Below are 12,786 nucleotides of genomic sequence, written 5' to 3'. Positions count from 1 at the left end.
GGGGCGCTGGTCTTGGCATGGTTCATCCTGTGCGGCGCGGCGTGCGCTGCCGGGCACAGCGTCCGCGCAAGGCAGCGCCACAACGGCCGATGCGCTAGGTGGTTCGGGCGCGCGCCGCAGTCTGCTGACCAACGGCGCTGCCGACGAACCGCAGGCAACGGCCAATGGCAACATCGCGGAATTGCAGCAAATGATCCGCGACGGAAAGGTAAAGGAATTACGCACCACGTATAACGGGAGTTACGGCGCGAGCATGTTGTTTTACCCGGACGAAATGACTTTTTATATTGCATTGTTCCAGCAAAAGAAATTCTGGCGCGTAGTCAAGACACAGGCTGACGCGCGTGCGGAAACAGTTTACGCGGACTTTGCGAAGAACAGCGCCGCGCTTGCCGATACGGAAATCCGCCGCACCAAGCTCGAGGCCGAAAAGAACTTTGCCGACCGGTTGATCGCCGTTCAGCAATCGCGTGCGAACCGCTTGCAGGCCGACCTGGAAGTCGCGCGGGCCCAGCAAAGCCAGGTGGTGGACCGCCAGGCCGAGCAGCAAGAGGCCATTCGTTCGCTGCGCGCGGAGCAGGATGCGGCGCAAGCGCAATTGCGCGCGTTGCAGACCAAGGTGCAGGACCTTCAGCGCCAGTCGGATACCGACCTGATGCCATTGCCGTTTCCGAAGTGACTCGCGCCTGACAATACAAACCCTGCAGTCATGGTGCAGCCATTGCCGCACGCGCGCAGCGTTTCAAGCACCGTAAAAACGGCCGCCATCGCGGCCGTTTTTTATTGCCATCGCAGTAATAAGCCGCTAAAACTTTTCCGATAATTAACGTTTAACAGTTGTTTCCAAAATCGTTCAAAACTGTTTCATCAATTAAGAATTATCCAGTAAGGAATGCTTGATTACGCGTGCTAACATGCCGCGCGATTTCGGATTCCAGATCATTTTTGATATCCGGATCGAAGGCTTGAGGCGAATAAAGTGGCTGTGGAAATCGGGTAATTGTCTGATGGCCCGACCAGTACGCATTTGTCTCGATATCTCAGTCACACGTAATTTCGAAATGGTAAACAGGATGTCTAATAAATTAATCGCTGCAGGCTTGTTGTCAATTGGTGCGCTCGCTGGCTGCTCCAGCGCTTCGGGCCCCACCTTCAATGCCAATCAGATTCAAACCGCTAATGGTGCGCAGGTTTATCGCGTGGAATGCCATGGTTTGTTCGAAGGCGTCGCTGCATGCGTGAAGCAGGCGCAGAAGATCTGCGGCGACAAGCCCGCATACAAGCTTGAAACCATGGAACGCCTGCGCGCTCCGTCGGACGACGCCATGGACCCGCGCGTCCTGACGTTCCAGTGCGGCGCGCCGGCTCAGCCGGAAGCGGCGCCCGCGCCGGCTCCCGCGCCCGTGCCGCAGGTCGCCCCGGAAATGCCGCGTCAGATCGATCTGAGCGGCGACGCGAACTTCGCGACCGACAGTGCCACGCTTACGCAGACCGCCAAGAACACGCTCGACGAGTTCGTCGCCGCTGGGCAGAACGTGCAACTGCGCCAAGTCGAAGTGGCGGGTTACACCGACTCGACGGGCTCGGCTTCGCATAACTTGCGCCTGTCGCAGCGTCGTGCGGAATCGGTGATGCAATACCTGAAGAGCAACGGCTTGCGTTCGCAAAACTTCAAGGCGCAAGGTTTCGGCGCTGCCAACCCGGTCGCGTCGAATTCGACCGCCGCAGGTCGCGCAAAGAACCGTCGCGTGGAGATTCGCGTCAGCACGCAGTAATCGGATCGGCGTTAGCCGGGGCTTCGGGCTCTAGTTTTAACGCTCCGATGCAAAAACCCCGCAGCGCGTAGCGCTTGCGGGGTTTTTGTGCGTCCGGGACGGCTAATGTTCTGGTCGGCTAGAACAGCGCTAACTGTGCCCTTCCCGGGCCGCCTTCCAGCGTCAACAGATGCTGCTTGCGCTCCACACCGCCCGCGTATCCCGTCAACTCGCCGTCCGCGCCAATCACGCGATGACACGGCACGATAATGCCTACCGGATTGCGTCCGTTCGCAGCGCCCACGGCTCGCGACGCGCCCGGCGCATATCCCATGCGACGCGCGAGATCGCCGTATGTCCACGAATTTCCAAATGGAATTTCCTGAAGCGCAGCCCACACGCGCTGCTGGAATTCTGTTCCATTCAAACGCAACTTGACGGAAAACACGGTCCGTTCGCCGGCGAAATATTCGGCGATCTGCTCCATCGCTTCTGCGACGACACGCGAGCGCGTCGTGCCGGTATCGGCGAGACCTTTGGGGAAATGTTTCTGGCCGATAAAAAACAGCCCCGTAAGGTGTTCATCTTCAGCGCGATACGCGAGGTGGCCCAGCGGACTTGGTGCAACGTGACATTCGATCAACAGTCTCTCCCAGCCATTTCAAGCGGCTCGATTTCAAGCCTAGATAAAGGGATTATCGGTCTTGCCGGCGGCCTTTGCCGGATCGGCGGCAAGTTTGGCGGGCAGCGCGGCGTCGCTTTGCAATGCATCGACAATCGCGTTCACTGCTTTTTGCAACGCAAGCGCCGTCGCGAGGCCGGTCTTGTCGCGGGTAATCGTCAGGTCGCCGGAAACAGACAGGCGCGCCGGGTCATTGGCAATCACGAGTGCGTCGCCATTGATGTTGAGCGTGTCGGTATCGTTTGAGAATGGCTTAAACACCTTTTAGTCCTCCAATGCGTTGATCTTTCAGCGAATCCGGAATGCCCGGAAACTGCAGTCCGCTCATGGCCTCCAGCTCGTGGACCGTCTTGACGGTGTATTGGTTCGTCGGCGTATTGTCGACGACCACGGCGAACGCCAGCTTGCGTTGCGGCAAATACACGACCTTATACAACTGAGTGGGCACCAGCACACGCGACTCGCCGATGGTCTGCAACTGCCGTCCGGAAAAAAGCGGGCCGGTCACGACGTAGACATCGCCGGATTGCTCGACCAGCCGCCGCACCGCTTGCTCGATACGCGCCCACAAGGCCCCACCCCAAGGGCATACCATATGATACAAATCAATGAGTTGTAGCGGTATATACTCGTTGGTTATAATCGATTCGCTGCTTCTAGAAAGTTGCTAGTTTGCTAACTGCCTCCATAAACCCGGGGGGGAAAACGGTGACCCCGATGTCATCGATAACGGCACCATCCGGGCTGACAGTCCACCCGTTTTCCGCGAATCGGGCCGGGTCGAAGCTTTTCCGAAAAACTTGGAGGTCGGAGGCGCAGAGGCTTGGTTGCTTCGCTTCGGATCTACTAGCTGGTGCCCGAACCTGCGCAGTGGGTTCACTGACGCGCAGGGCCTTAAATGCTGACTTTAGCTCGTTCACTTGACGCTCAAGCACCTTGTTTTGTTCGACCATCTGGCGCGCCCATGCACGCAACTGAATATCGGAGATGCTGTCGAGCCAGTCTGGCGGAGGGAAGCGGCGCTGATTAAAATGCGTGCTCTTTCCTGAGACGTCGTTCGCAAATGCAGCGATCAATTGTCGATAGTCTTCCCCATTCCTATTCCGTAGAGATTGGGTGCGGAGTCCTCCAGCGCGTTCAAGCCTGGCACCAACCTTTGCAAGGGTGTAGTCAATTACTCCGGCGCGCTGCATATCTCGCAAGACCGTCCAAAGACGATCTAACTCATCTTGTTTGGATTTTCTGGAGTCGGCTTGGAGTTTGCGAAGTAGCTCTTTCGAACGAGTCAAGTCGACGGAAATGTTGTCGTGGTCGGCCATCTTTCGAATCTCATTTAAGATTATTGCTTGTCGACTTGGAAGAGATTAAAGGCACACCGATGGCTTCCATAGCAAAGCGCTCAAAATCGGCAGCAATGCCCAGTCGGGACAACGTGGTTTGACCCAGCATCAGCTGTTGGCTATTCGCTCTGCCAACCTTTGCGTACAGCAGCTTACTTAACTGGTTTCCAGCTACTAAAGCTTGTTGTTCGTCCATCTCAAAGAAACATGGCGCCAGCCCCTGCCTGTTCAACATTGCGTCGAACGCCCTCATGCGCCTCAAATTCGGCACTGCGGCGTCAATTCCCGAAAAGAACACAGCCGATTGGCATACTCGGTCAACCAACTCAAACTCGGTCGACTCTTCAATGACTGCTTCGACGGTTTGAACTCCGCCAGTCGCCACGAGCGGAAACGCACCCTTTGATTCTGTATCAGCATACTGCTCACCGCGCTTGGTTATCGCAAGGCATTGACCGATCAGACGATAGGTGGCATGCCACGACAGAGCCTTATCGTCGACTGCATGCGTGTCTTGTTCATACACTCCGGACGCGTGCTCCAAGTCCCGGAGTTTGGTGGCTGGTATTGGCTCCCCGCGTTCGCGGAGCATGTGGAATTTCGATTCCATTTGTTCATAGTTATCCTTACTGATCTGGTATCGTTGACTCGAGTCACGCAGTTGAAATCCGACTTTGTCGAAGTGAGCCTGAAGCCCAAGCAAGAACGCCGGGCCGGTAATAAAGAATCGGCAGCGCACACAGTTATTTGCCCCTCCGGGGACGCCCGAATACTTCTTGTACGCCTTCGTGTCTACAATTAATTGTCCGCCTTCGTTACAGCGGGCACAGCCAACTGGACAAATTCCATGGTCGCGCACCACCCATCCGGCGGCGGATGACCTTGATAGCACGTCGATAGCATCAAAATGGGAGAACGCAGCCCCTGTAATAAGGGTGGATCTGGCTTGGCCGGAGAGCCACTCGAGCCATTCTTCTTGTTCCCGCTTTGCAATCGAGTGACTCGTTGCGTTTAGTGTCTCGCTTATATGTGAAGGACTGATCTTAATATAGTGCAGCGCCATGACTACCGATTTATGGTCAACAACTTTCATTATGATATGGATGGGCACGCCAGATTCTGCATATGCGGTTATGTGAGTGACACGCAAGGAGTGGAGGTCAAAGCGGGCCCTGCACGGCACGCCCTTGCTGTTCCTGGTCACGAGCATAATTGGCTTACCATCAGATCCAACCTCACCGGCATCACGCAGTCGCTTTTCCAACTCGGCATTGAGATTCAACCAGAACGTGTTGATGCGCATGTCAGTGACAGGCTGCTCCTTGAAGGGTGAACACGCATCGCGAAACAAGAAGCAGTTGGACCCGCGTAGCGATAGAACCTCTTGGGATTGAGCAGCGCTGATGCCCACCTCTTTTATCGCCGTCCAAGGTGTGGGAGCCAAAATTGGGTTGTATTCCGTCTGCCAATTCCTGAGATAGACGAGCGCATCCAAGACCTCGCGATGCTGCCACTGCATCACGTAACCCTGTTCAGTTGAGTCTTTATCTATATCCCCCGTTTTGCTCGTGTTAAAATAAAGAAATGTATAAATTGTGCCGTCTTGGTCAATATGTTTATAAAAAACACCACGTCGCGTTCCGGCTTTATTAGCTTTGGCTAAAGGGTCGTCATTGGAGCGCCAGCCTTTCCCCATTCCATAGAATTTTTCACGATCGGCCTCGCCACTATCAAGTACACGTACCTGAAATGTTCGAGGAGGCAACTTAAGCTTCACGAATATAGAAATCGCCCTGACGGGGGACCACACATTAATATATCGTTTAGACGCTAGGTCAAAGTGCTGTATATAGTCGCCCCCCTTGCGATTCCATCTCGGGATGCCGTATCGCCGTGGCCACGCGTAGTCATTTTCGGTTAGGACCTCGGTTAGTCGTTGAACCAGATAGTGGGGCATTGGGTCGCGGGGGGACTCTGCGGCGCGGCTCCGCTTTGCTATGTTCCCGGAAAGCGGGTTGCCGTAGCCAGGCAGCATCGCCTTCCTCCCATACTCATCTTCGTACACACATATATTGTCGAGCATCCATTCAAAAATATTTCGAAGGATTTCTTGGTTTTGGTTGGATATGAGCTCTAAGGTGCGCGGACGGGAGTATTCTAAATGCAAGTATTCGAGAGGATTTCTGGTGATGTCAGGACATTGAATTAAGAAGTCAAAAAATTTGTTCCATGCGCCTCGGCATGCGGACAGATTTCGGTGCTTTTCTGTCATGTATTGGCGAGCGACCTCGGTCCACTTGGCGAGACTCGCATCGTTGTTTACCACCCACATGAATGTATTGTCGGACCGAACAGCGGATCTCGCAACGGGCCCATAGTCGAGAATGGAATGTACTACTTTGCTTTTGTGCACAACCTTCTGCAACGTAACCAAATCACTGACAGTACTTGCCCGGACGCCCGTTCGGACCATGTGATTGACGAAGTAGTCACCGCAGGCCTCGGGTGTGAGGTCACCTATGCTTCGAACACCTCCTCGTGAAAGCAACAGGAGCCGGAATCCGCGCAGCCTCGCTTCACCGCTTTTGTCTTTCTCTTGGCGTGAAGTAAGTTTGGAAATCATGTCCGTTGCTTGCTTATTCCAAGGTAAGGCACCATTGAAGACTAGTTTGAATAGTTTCGCTGTTGTCTGTGGAAAAATGAGACAGCCCTCTCCCCAAAGGAGGACAAAAAGATCCCGGATTCGTGCCCCCTCCCACCCTCTAGCTACACCGAAAGATTGCCGTTGGCGGACAATTTTAGCGATGCGCCGAGCGACTTCTTCCTTTGTCTGCAACTTCACGAGCTCATCGATCATAGAGGTCATAAAATTGTTGCGCCCACGCTTATCGATCCCTTTCTCAAGCAGCTTCGAAAGTGTAGTTAGAGCGTGACGAAAATTTGCTATTTCAAATGTTGGGGGAATTAAGAATCCGGGCGAGTCGTTAAGGATAACGTCGCGATTGGTTAGATATGACGTGACCACGCGGTAGGGTTGGAGATAGACAATATGATTTTTCACAGAGCGTTAAATCCTCGAAAACTCGGCGTGCAAATCGAATGTGGAAGTCGGCTCGACTAGTGTGTGCATCGCTTGATGGACCTCAGGAACCGTCGGCGTCGTATATACATGCTGGGACTGGGGAACGGAATGGTGCATGCACACCATGATTTCCTTTTCTGAAAGACCGAGTCTTTTAAGCAAGCGGCCGTAAGCGTGGCGATGTCCGTGAGATGTCGTGCCGTCTGGTCTAGAAGGAGAAAGGCCAATTCTCTCGACAGCTCGGCCATGACTCTTCCTGAACGCCGCTGGAGCCATGGGTTCACCGTACTGATTGAAGAATAGGAACGGATGGTTCAGAAACGTGGGACGTACGTGCGTGATATAGAGTCGGTATAGGTAAAGAAAGAAGGAGGCCGCTTTCAGGGAACTCCAGATGACTTCAAACGCCTTATACGCTGGTCGAGTGAGCAAGGATTCTTTCCATCCAACGTGACGCTTGCCCGATAGTAGGGTGAGCGGCGTCATGTTGTAGTGAGCTCGCAGGTACGCGGCGCGCGTCACGTTGCTCGCTACGAAAGGTGTTCCGGGAAGCTGGACTAATCCGTCGGAAGGGTGGTGGACAAGAACTACTGGAAAGTCTGGCTTGTCTTGAGTCACGAATACATCATCGACCCACAGGTGAAAGGGTTCCGACACGCGTAGGCCACCATAGTGTAAAAGCAGAGTGACCATGATGTCGCGGACATTCCACCGCTTCCACAACGGGCGAGTGATGTCGTCGCTAGAAAGCGCGAAACCGTCAAGCAGAAGGTCGCGCATCCGATGATCTGGAAAGCTGGGTTGTGTTTCGAGAGTTCGGGGTTCTCGTCGGGGAAGCGAGTCTTGTCGGGCACGGCTTGAAGATACTCTCGCCGGTTCGCGTCCGGTAAGATGAGAGAGCAATTGCGAGGCCGTTTTATTGTTCCATCGTCGCCAAAATGCTATTTGCTCAGAGAGAGTGGCCTGTCTAGTGAATGGATTAATAGCCGTGGTCTGATAGCGGTCGGAAAGCCAGTCGCTCACAGTGCATACGCAGCGCAGCAGCTTGCGCGCTCGACGAATCGAGCGCGGGTACCACCAAAGATTCGTCGGATCGTTGCCATCTCGAACTGTTCCGAATAGCACCGCCCCTGCAAAGGATTGGAAAAACCCGGTTCGTGACTCTATCGATTGAAATTCGTCGCCCCTTGCACCGATGAAGTCGACCAGCATGCCCAGAGCCTGCGCGTAAGTTCTTTCGCTTGCGAGTTCCAGCAGATGAGTCTTGAAGAAACGCCAAACGGGCCAGACGAAGTCACCCTTCGCAATGAGAAGATACTCGAGGCGCCCTATCCGGTCCCGGTCTTCAACCAAAACCCAAACATGATGATGCCCGTGAAGGGAGTGCATAAATGGCAGGCCTCTTGATGTCGCTCTGGTGGACATAATCCGTGGTTTAGTTAAAAACGCTGTCAGCTCGGAAGTCCCGAATTCAGCTTTGAATCTGATACGATTCCCACGCATTTTTCAACCTTTCTTTCCTTTCTATAAAGCAGCTATTTAAAAGGGGCGGACCAAAAGCCTTGTCTGGCTTGTGCTGGCGCGCATCTTGAAGTGAATTACCGCCCGCTGGCTTTGCTTAACGCCGTAGGCTCAACCTGTTGCTCGCGAGATATCCGTTTGCTGCATAGGGGTTTTTTCGGGAGGCGCACGCGCCTCTGAGTGACTCTTCGTGGTGAGTCGCGTCACACAGGTCCAGCATCATGTGGAGGTGCAAAACGCTAATTGACTGTTGGAAGGGTGGCAAAATTTTTGGACTGGTTTATGCTGCAAGACCGAGACTCTCCCTGTATTCAAGCGGGCTGAGTGAGCCGAGGGAAGAGCACGCGCGCCCCGCTGGGCGACGCACCTTTGTGCCGCTGATTTTTCCACTGGGTGAGGCCTTTCAGTTCGACTGGAGCGAGGACTGGCCCGTCATCGAGCAGGGCGTTCTTCCTACGGGCCTATTTGCTGCAAACCCATGAGATGCTGCCCCACCTTGCCCACAGGCCCCTTCGCCTGTCGGGACCTTACGGCGTGACGCGCTGCGTGCGTCCTATGTAAGAGATGACAACGCCGCCAGCGCGACCAAATAACCTCATAGCTTCACGTCCCGAATTCTCGGTCGTCACGATTTGTCAACCGTTTATCCTCAATTTGAGGGGATTGTCGGGAAGGCGTGGTGCGGGCAGTTCAGCAAAAATCCCCTTCGGTCTGCCGTGTTGAATGAAACCACCGGATTGCCCTCGTTGACGTCGATGCCGGTGGAGTTGTACGAGGACTTCCTGCAGCTGTCCATCGGAAGGAGAGTAGCGGATGATTAGAGAACGTCGCCGATAGTTCGCTTAGAATCAGGCGTTTCGAACCACCGGACTCTGCTTGGCATGCAATCAACTCTTCAGCTCCTGAAAATGTTGGACACTCCAGTGGTCATCGCAGCATTAGTTGCTGCAAGTGTCTCGCTGTTACTCGGCCTCTGGTCACCGTTCATTAACGGGCGACTGAATCTGCTGATTGGGAATCAAAAAGCGGAACTGGACGGGAAACTCGCAGAGAACGCCAACTCGTGGGCAGAATACGAGTTGCGACGCGATGCATATCTTGAGGTGGCGGTACAGATAGAAAGTATCTTTGCCGATTCAGAGGGAGCGGGCGTCGACGCTTATCTCCGTACGATCCGAAAACTTTGGCTGATTGCACCGGACTCTGTTGTGCAGGCCGCAAATGCCTTATCGAAATCGATTCGCGATGGCGTTTCACGGGAGGTCCGAGAGGACGCGTATCGGAGGCTTTTCAACGCGATGCGTCGAGACATCCGGCAACGGCACATTCAACCGCCATCGGGTACGGACTTGGGGCTCGATGCGTTTCCCATTGAGTCCGCAAAGCGACAAGCCTCTTATCGGCCAAGATAAGGACTAGGCGGCTCGCCGTATTGTGCGCCGAGATGCGGGGCCGATTGCACGGGATGTCGTAGCGATACGAACATCGACAAACTGGAACAATTTGGGCCTTTCCCTAGAATGAAGAAGGTTGCACACACGTTTCCACTCTTCGATACGTTTCGGCAAGTACTGGAGAAGGCATCCAACATAGCGGACACGGCCTCTGATAAAGAGCAAATTTCTCATGAGGAGGTATTTGCGAAAATTGAGGCCGCCTTGCACGCCGAGCAACCCGACGAGATCGCAGACTGGGCTACGCTGACCGACGATGTTCCGAGCGTTCTCGGACAGCTCGCTGAGCAGATAACGTACGCGCACCTATTGAAAAGGATTCCTCTGCAGCCGTATTGGGGTGCTGCCCATATGTTACGTGATGCTCTCTACCGCGCAAAAGAAATACCTGTATTGAATGCGGACGATGAGCGGTGGACTAACGCAGTGGCGATAGCGCTTACCCACCTCCCTCGATGGACTGTCGACTTCGGTGAGCGCCGCTTAGAACCTCGGAACGTTACCCTGGCTCAGGCCGTACATTTCTTCAATGGCCGAGGGATAGCGGTGAACATGCGAGGAAATGAAGCGGAGACACCAACTCCAGCTATTTCTTTGGCGATGTCAGCAAGCCTCTTCCAGCCATTGATAGCGCTGGGTGACGAGCGCGCGTTTCAAATGGTAAATGGGATACTGGCGTTGATGTACGAGCAGTCAATAGCGCGCTTGAGACTTCATCCAACGCCGGACCTTATGGGAGCGAAGATGGACCGCGCGATCCCTTATGGTTTGTTGTTTCGGTACGCGTTAAAGACGCTTGGTCGAGATCGAGTCAATGCAAGATTTCGAAGTTCACCGCAGGATATCTTGCAGACTGCCATTCACTTCGGCGCCCTGTTCGACGTCGAGCCGTTCTCTACCTACGAGACTATGTTTCCGCCTAAGCCAGGCTATATCCTGGAATTGCTTCGCCGTATCGTGACCTACGACGAATTGTTCACGATCCCGCAGTGCACCCCGTCTGTTGCGCGCCGACTCATTGAGGAAATTTTTGATCAGGTTCGAACTGCCGAGGCCGATGCTGCCCTGGGTTGGGACGTGGACGATGCCAAGAAGCTTTGGGCGCTTCTTCAGTCGGCCTCGGTACATGATGTAGCTTCGACTTTTGTTGCGAGGAGTACCTTCGCCAAGACGCTCGAATCACTGGTAGGTTCAAGTAGAAGCAAAGCGTTGCTTGGTTCCTTCTCGCTAGAGAGGGCCAACCACGGCTACGCTTTCCCCTCTGACGCAGCACGCGCTCAAACCCGTCACAGCGTCATTGTGGCGGCGTCGAAGAAGCGATTCTGGATACCAGGAAGGATCCTGCTGGGGCCACCGTTCTTCGAGCGGCTAATCAGTTGCCGACTGACACATGCGAATCGCAATGCCAGCAGCCTGATCGGTGTTGCGTTTGAGACGCGGCTCGTCACACGTATGCGAGAACTCGGGATCCGATGCCGCAGCGGAATCATCAAAGGCCCCGGTCGCCAACGTGCCGGTGACGCTGATCTGATCATCGAGACAGATGACGTGCTGGCGCTGTTCGAGCTGAAGAAGAAGGCCCCTACAGGAAAAACCATTGGCGGTAATGATCTGTATCTCGCCATTGATTTGGCGCGAGGATTGGGGCGCGCGATCGGTCAACTCGGGAAACACGAACTGACCCTCATGCGTACTGGGCGCTTGGAATTCGAGGACGGAACGAGCTTGGTCCTTAACGGGCGCAGAATCATGAAAGGAGTTATCTCGCTTGGAGACTACGGTGGTCTTCATGACGCAGCGATCGTGCGCCATACTTTACGTGGTTTTGCGGGCGCGATACTTGAACCTACGAATGTCCTATCGGGGATTGAGCTGGAAGCGCTCGAGGAAGCAAACGAGATCTTGCAAACCCTTCGAACTCTCGCAACTGATTTTGGGAAGGCGAAGTCGAAGGATGACGACCGAGACTTCTTCGACAACGTTGTTTTTCACAACGTTTTCTTCATTGAACACATGGTTGAGCGGAATCGCTCTGCCGCGAGCTTTATTGGAGCAATATTACGGGGCTCCAGAATCACTAATGGGTCAAGAGACCCTTTTTTTGAGAACGCGCAGTTTGAGAGCCGAGATGACGGTGTCTCAGGCCAGTAAAGAGGTGCGGCCGACTGAAATGTCCGGGAGACTTAAATCGATCAATTTCGATTGTGCAACTGCGCAACAGAGATCATTGCCAGAAAGTTGTGGACGGAGGCAAATGACCGGATTCGCCGAGATGCTGCCGTACCGGCTGAAAATATGAAGGGCCGTCCTCGCACGCGGCCATTGAAGTCGTGCGGGCACGACCGGCACTTGTGGGTCGACTTCTGCTGGACGCGGGCCGATTAATGGCATCCAACTTCTGCAAGTCAACATCGGACCGGGTTCGGCCAACAGGAGCCAGTGACGAGCGCGTGTCGAGCGTCGGAAATCAGTTTGATACCGGGCGCTCGGCGATGGGTTCGGAGGATGCCGTGCGCAGCCGCTTTCGCATGCACGAGGCCGTCGACGGACACAGCGCCGCGAATTGCCTGCATAACCGCACTGCCGCGGGGACGTCTTCGCGGCTCACCCGCTCGTAACCGGCTCGCTCGAAAAATCGCTCTGCCGTCGTTGTCAGTAGCCAAACATCTTGTCGCCCGCAGGAGCGTGCGTTGTCTTCGAGACGTGCTACCAGTGCACGTGCGATTCCTGTTCCACGCGCCCCCCGCGCGACAGCAAGTGATCTCAACAGCACGCTAGAGCCGAGCTGTTCAAGTCCTCCAATGCCGATAACCGATCCGCTTGCACTTTCTGCAACGAGAAATCCTTCGATGAGCGCGCTCGAAACATCTTCTACAGGCAAGTTATTCGCACGTAAAAGGCTTTGGATCTCGCACAGGTCGGCCTCATCGGCTGTTCGTATCTGCATGGCAGC

Annotated in this window: 10 protein-coding genes and 2 pseudogenes; 5 read left to right on the top strand and 7 right to left on the bottom strand. The window is 54.6% G+C overall.

Annotated elements, in window-relative coordinates:
- The first annotated feature begins 190 nt into the window (after positions 1-190).
- Together ACRWA7_RS12050 and ACRWA7_RS12045 are read left to right on the top strand one after the other, a co-directional pair.
- Positions 191-679, top strand: coding sequence for a DUF2968 domain-containing protein (locus tag ACRWA7_RS12050; protein ID WP_438391223.1), 489 nt, complete (start codon positions 191-193; stop codon positions 677-679).
- Between the two features lie 394 nt (positions 680-1,073).
- On the top strand, positions 1,074-1,775 hold the full coding sequence (locus ACRWA7_RS12045; protein WP_438391222.1) for an OmpA family protein: 702 nt from the start codon (positions 1,074-1,076) through the stop codon (positions 1,773-1,775).
- Positions 1,776-1,893: 118 nt separating this feature from the next.
- Here ACRWA7_RS12045 and ACRWA7_RS12040 read toward each other — a convergent pair whose 3' ends face one another.
- From ACRWA7_RS12040 to gmtY, 6 genes and pseudogenes are all read right to left on the bottom strand, one after another.
- Positions 1,894-2,397 (bottom strand): methylated-DNA--[protein]-cysteine S-methyltransferase, encoded by a 504-nt coding sequence (locus ACRWA7_RS12040; protein WP_438391221.1) that lies wholly within the window; start codon positions 2,395-2,397, stop codon positions 1,894-1,896.
- Between the two features lie 39 nt (positions 2,398-2,436).
- Complete coding sequence (locus ACRWA7_RS12035) at positions 2,437-2,697, bottom strand: hypothetical protein (RefSeq protein ID WP_438391220.1); 261 nt, start codon at positions 2,695-2,697, stop codon at positions 2,437-2,439.
- A pseudogene (locus tag ACRWA7_RS12030) lies at positions 2,690-3,007 on the bottom strand (DNA/RNA non-specific endonuclease); the annotation flags it as partial. The pseudogene ACRWA7_RS12030 and the gene ACRWA7_RS12035, both read right to left, overlap by 8 nt.
- An 85-nt stretch (positions 3,008-3,092) precedes the next feature.
- Positions 3,093-3,755, bottom strand: a complete 663-nt coding sequence (gene gmtX, locus ACRWA7_RS12025) for a gamma-mobile-trio protein GmtX (protein ID WP_438391219.1) — start codon at positions 3,753-3,755, stop codon at positions 3,093-3,095.
- 10 nt (positions 3,756-3,765) lie between these two features.
- The gene (gene gmtZ, locus ACRWA7_RS12020; protein WP_438391218.1) at positions 3,766-6,837 is read right to left on the bottom strand and encodes a gamma-mobile-trio integrase GmtZ; all 3,072 of its coding nucleotides are present in this window, start codon (positions 6,835-6,837) and stop codon (positions 3,766-3,768) included.
- A 6-nt stretch (positions 6,838-6,843) separates the two neighbouring features.
- Positions 6,844-8,247 carry a gamma-mobile-trio recombinase GmtY gene (gene gmtY, locus ACRWA7_RS12015; RefSeq protein ID WP_438391217.1) on the bottom strand — a complete coding sequence of 468 codons (1,404 nt, stop codon included), beginning with the start codon at positions 8,245-8,247 and terminating at the stop codon, positions 6,844-6,846.
- 458 nt (positions 8,248-8,705) lie between these two features.
- Here gmtY and ACRWA7_RS12010 point away from each other — a divergent pair.
- The 3 genes and pseudogenes from ACRWA7_RS12010 to ACRWA7_RS12000 all read left to right on the top strand — a co-directional run.
- Positions 8,706-8,868 (top strand): annotated as a pseudogene (locus ACRWA7_RS12010) (IS21 family transposase); the annotation flags it as partial.
- Between the two features lie 392 nt (positions 8,869-9,260).
- A complete protein-coding gene (locus tag ACRWA7_RS12005) occupies positions 9,261-9,791 on the top strand; it encodes a hypothetical protein (RefSeq protein WP_438391216.1) in 531 nt (176 codons plus the stop codon).
- A gap of 108 nt (positions 9,792-9,899) precedes the next feature.
- On the top strand, positions 9,900-11,984 hold the full coding sequence (locus tag ACRWA7_RS12000) for a hypothetical protein (protein WP_438391215.1): 2,085 nt from the start codon (positions 9,900-9,902) through the stop codon (positions 11,982-11,984).
- Between the two features lie 316 nt (positions 11,985-12,300).
- On the opposite strand, the gene arsN2 is transcribed toward ACRWA7_RS12000, so the two are convergent.
- Entirely contained in the window at positions 12,301-12,780 is a 480-nt protein-coding gene (arsN2, locus tag ACRWA7_RS11995; RefSeq protein ID WP_438391214.1) for an arsenic resistance N-acetyltransferase ArsN2, read from the bottom strand.
- Positions 12,781-12,786 lie beyond the last annotated feature (6 nt).

The organism is Caballeronia sp. DA-9 (genome assembly GCF_051615025.1).
In the GTDB taxonomy this organism is placed as follows: Bacteria; Pseudomonadota; Gammaproteobacteria; order Burkholderiales; family Burkholderiaceae; genus Caballeronia; species Caballeronia sordidicola.
This window is presented reverse-complemented; position numbering and strand designations above follow the sequence as displayed.

Excerpts from the sequence above, each read along its gene's own strand:
- ACRWA7_RS12050 (WP_438391223.1), top strand. The coding sequence starts at position 191 with ATGATCCGCGACGGAAAGGTAAAGGAATTACGCACCACGTATAACGGG.
- ACRWA7_RS12045 (WP_438391222.1), top strand. The coding sequence starts at position 1,074 with ATGTCTAATAAATTAATCGCTGCAGGCTTGTTGTCAATTGGTGCGCTC.
- gmtX (WP_438391219.1), bottom strand. The coding sequence starts at position 3,755 with ATGGCCGACCACGACAACATTTCCGTCGACTTGACTCGTTCGAAAGAG.
- gmtY (WP_438391217.1), bottom strand. The coding sequence starts at position 8,247 with ATGCACTCCCTTCACGGGCATCATCATGTTTGGGTTTTGGTTGAAGAC.
- ACRWA7_RS12005 (WP_438391216.1), top strand. The coding sequence starts at position 9,261 with ATGCAATCAACTCTTCAGCTCCTGAAAATGTTGGACACTCCAGTGGTC.
- ACRWA7_RS12000 (WP_438391215.1), top strand. The coding sequence starts at position 9,900 with ATGAAGAAGGTTGCACACACGTTTCCACTCTTCGATACGTTTCGGCAA.
- arsN2 (WP_438391214.1), bottom strand. The coding sequence starts at position 12,780 with ATGCAGATACGAACAGCCGATGAGGCCGACCTGTGCGAGATCCAAAGC.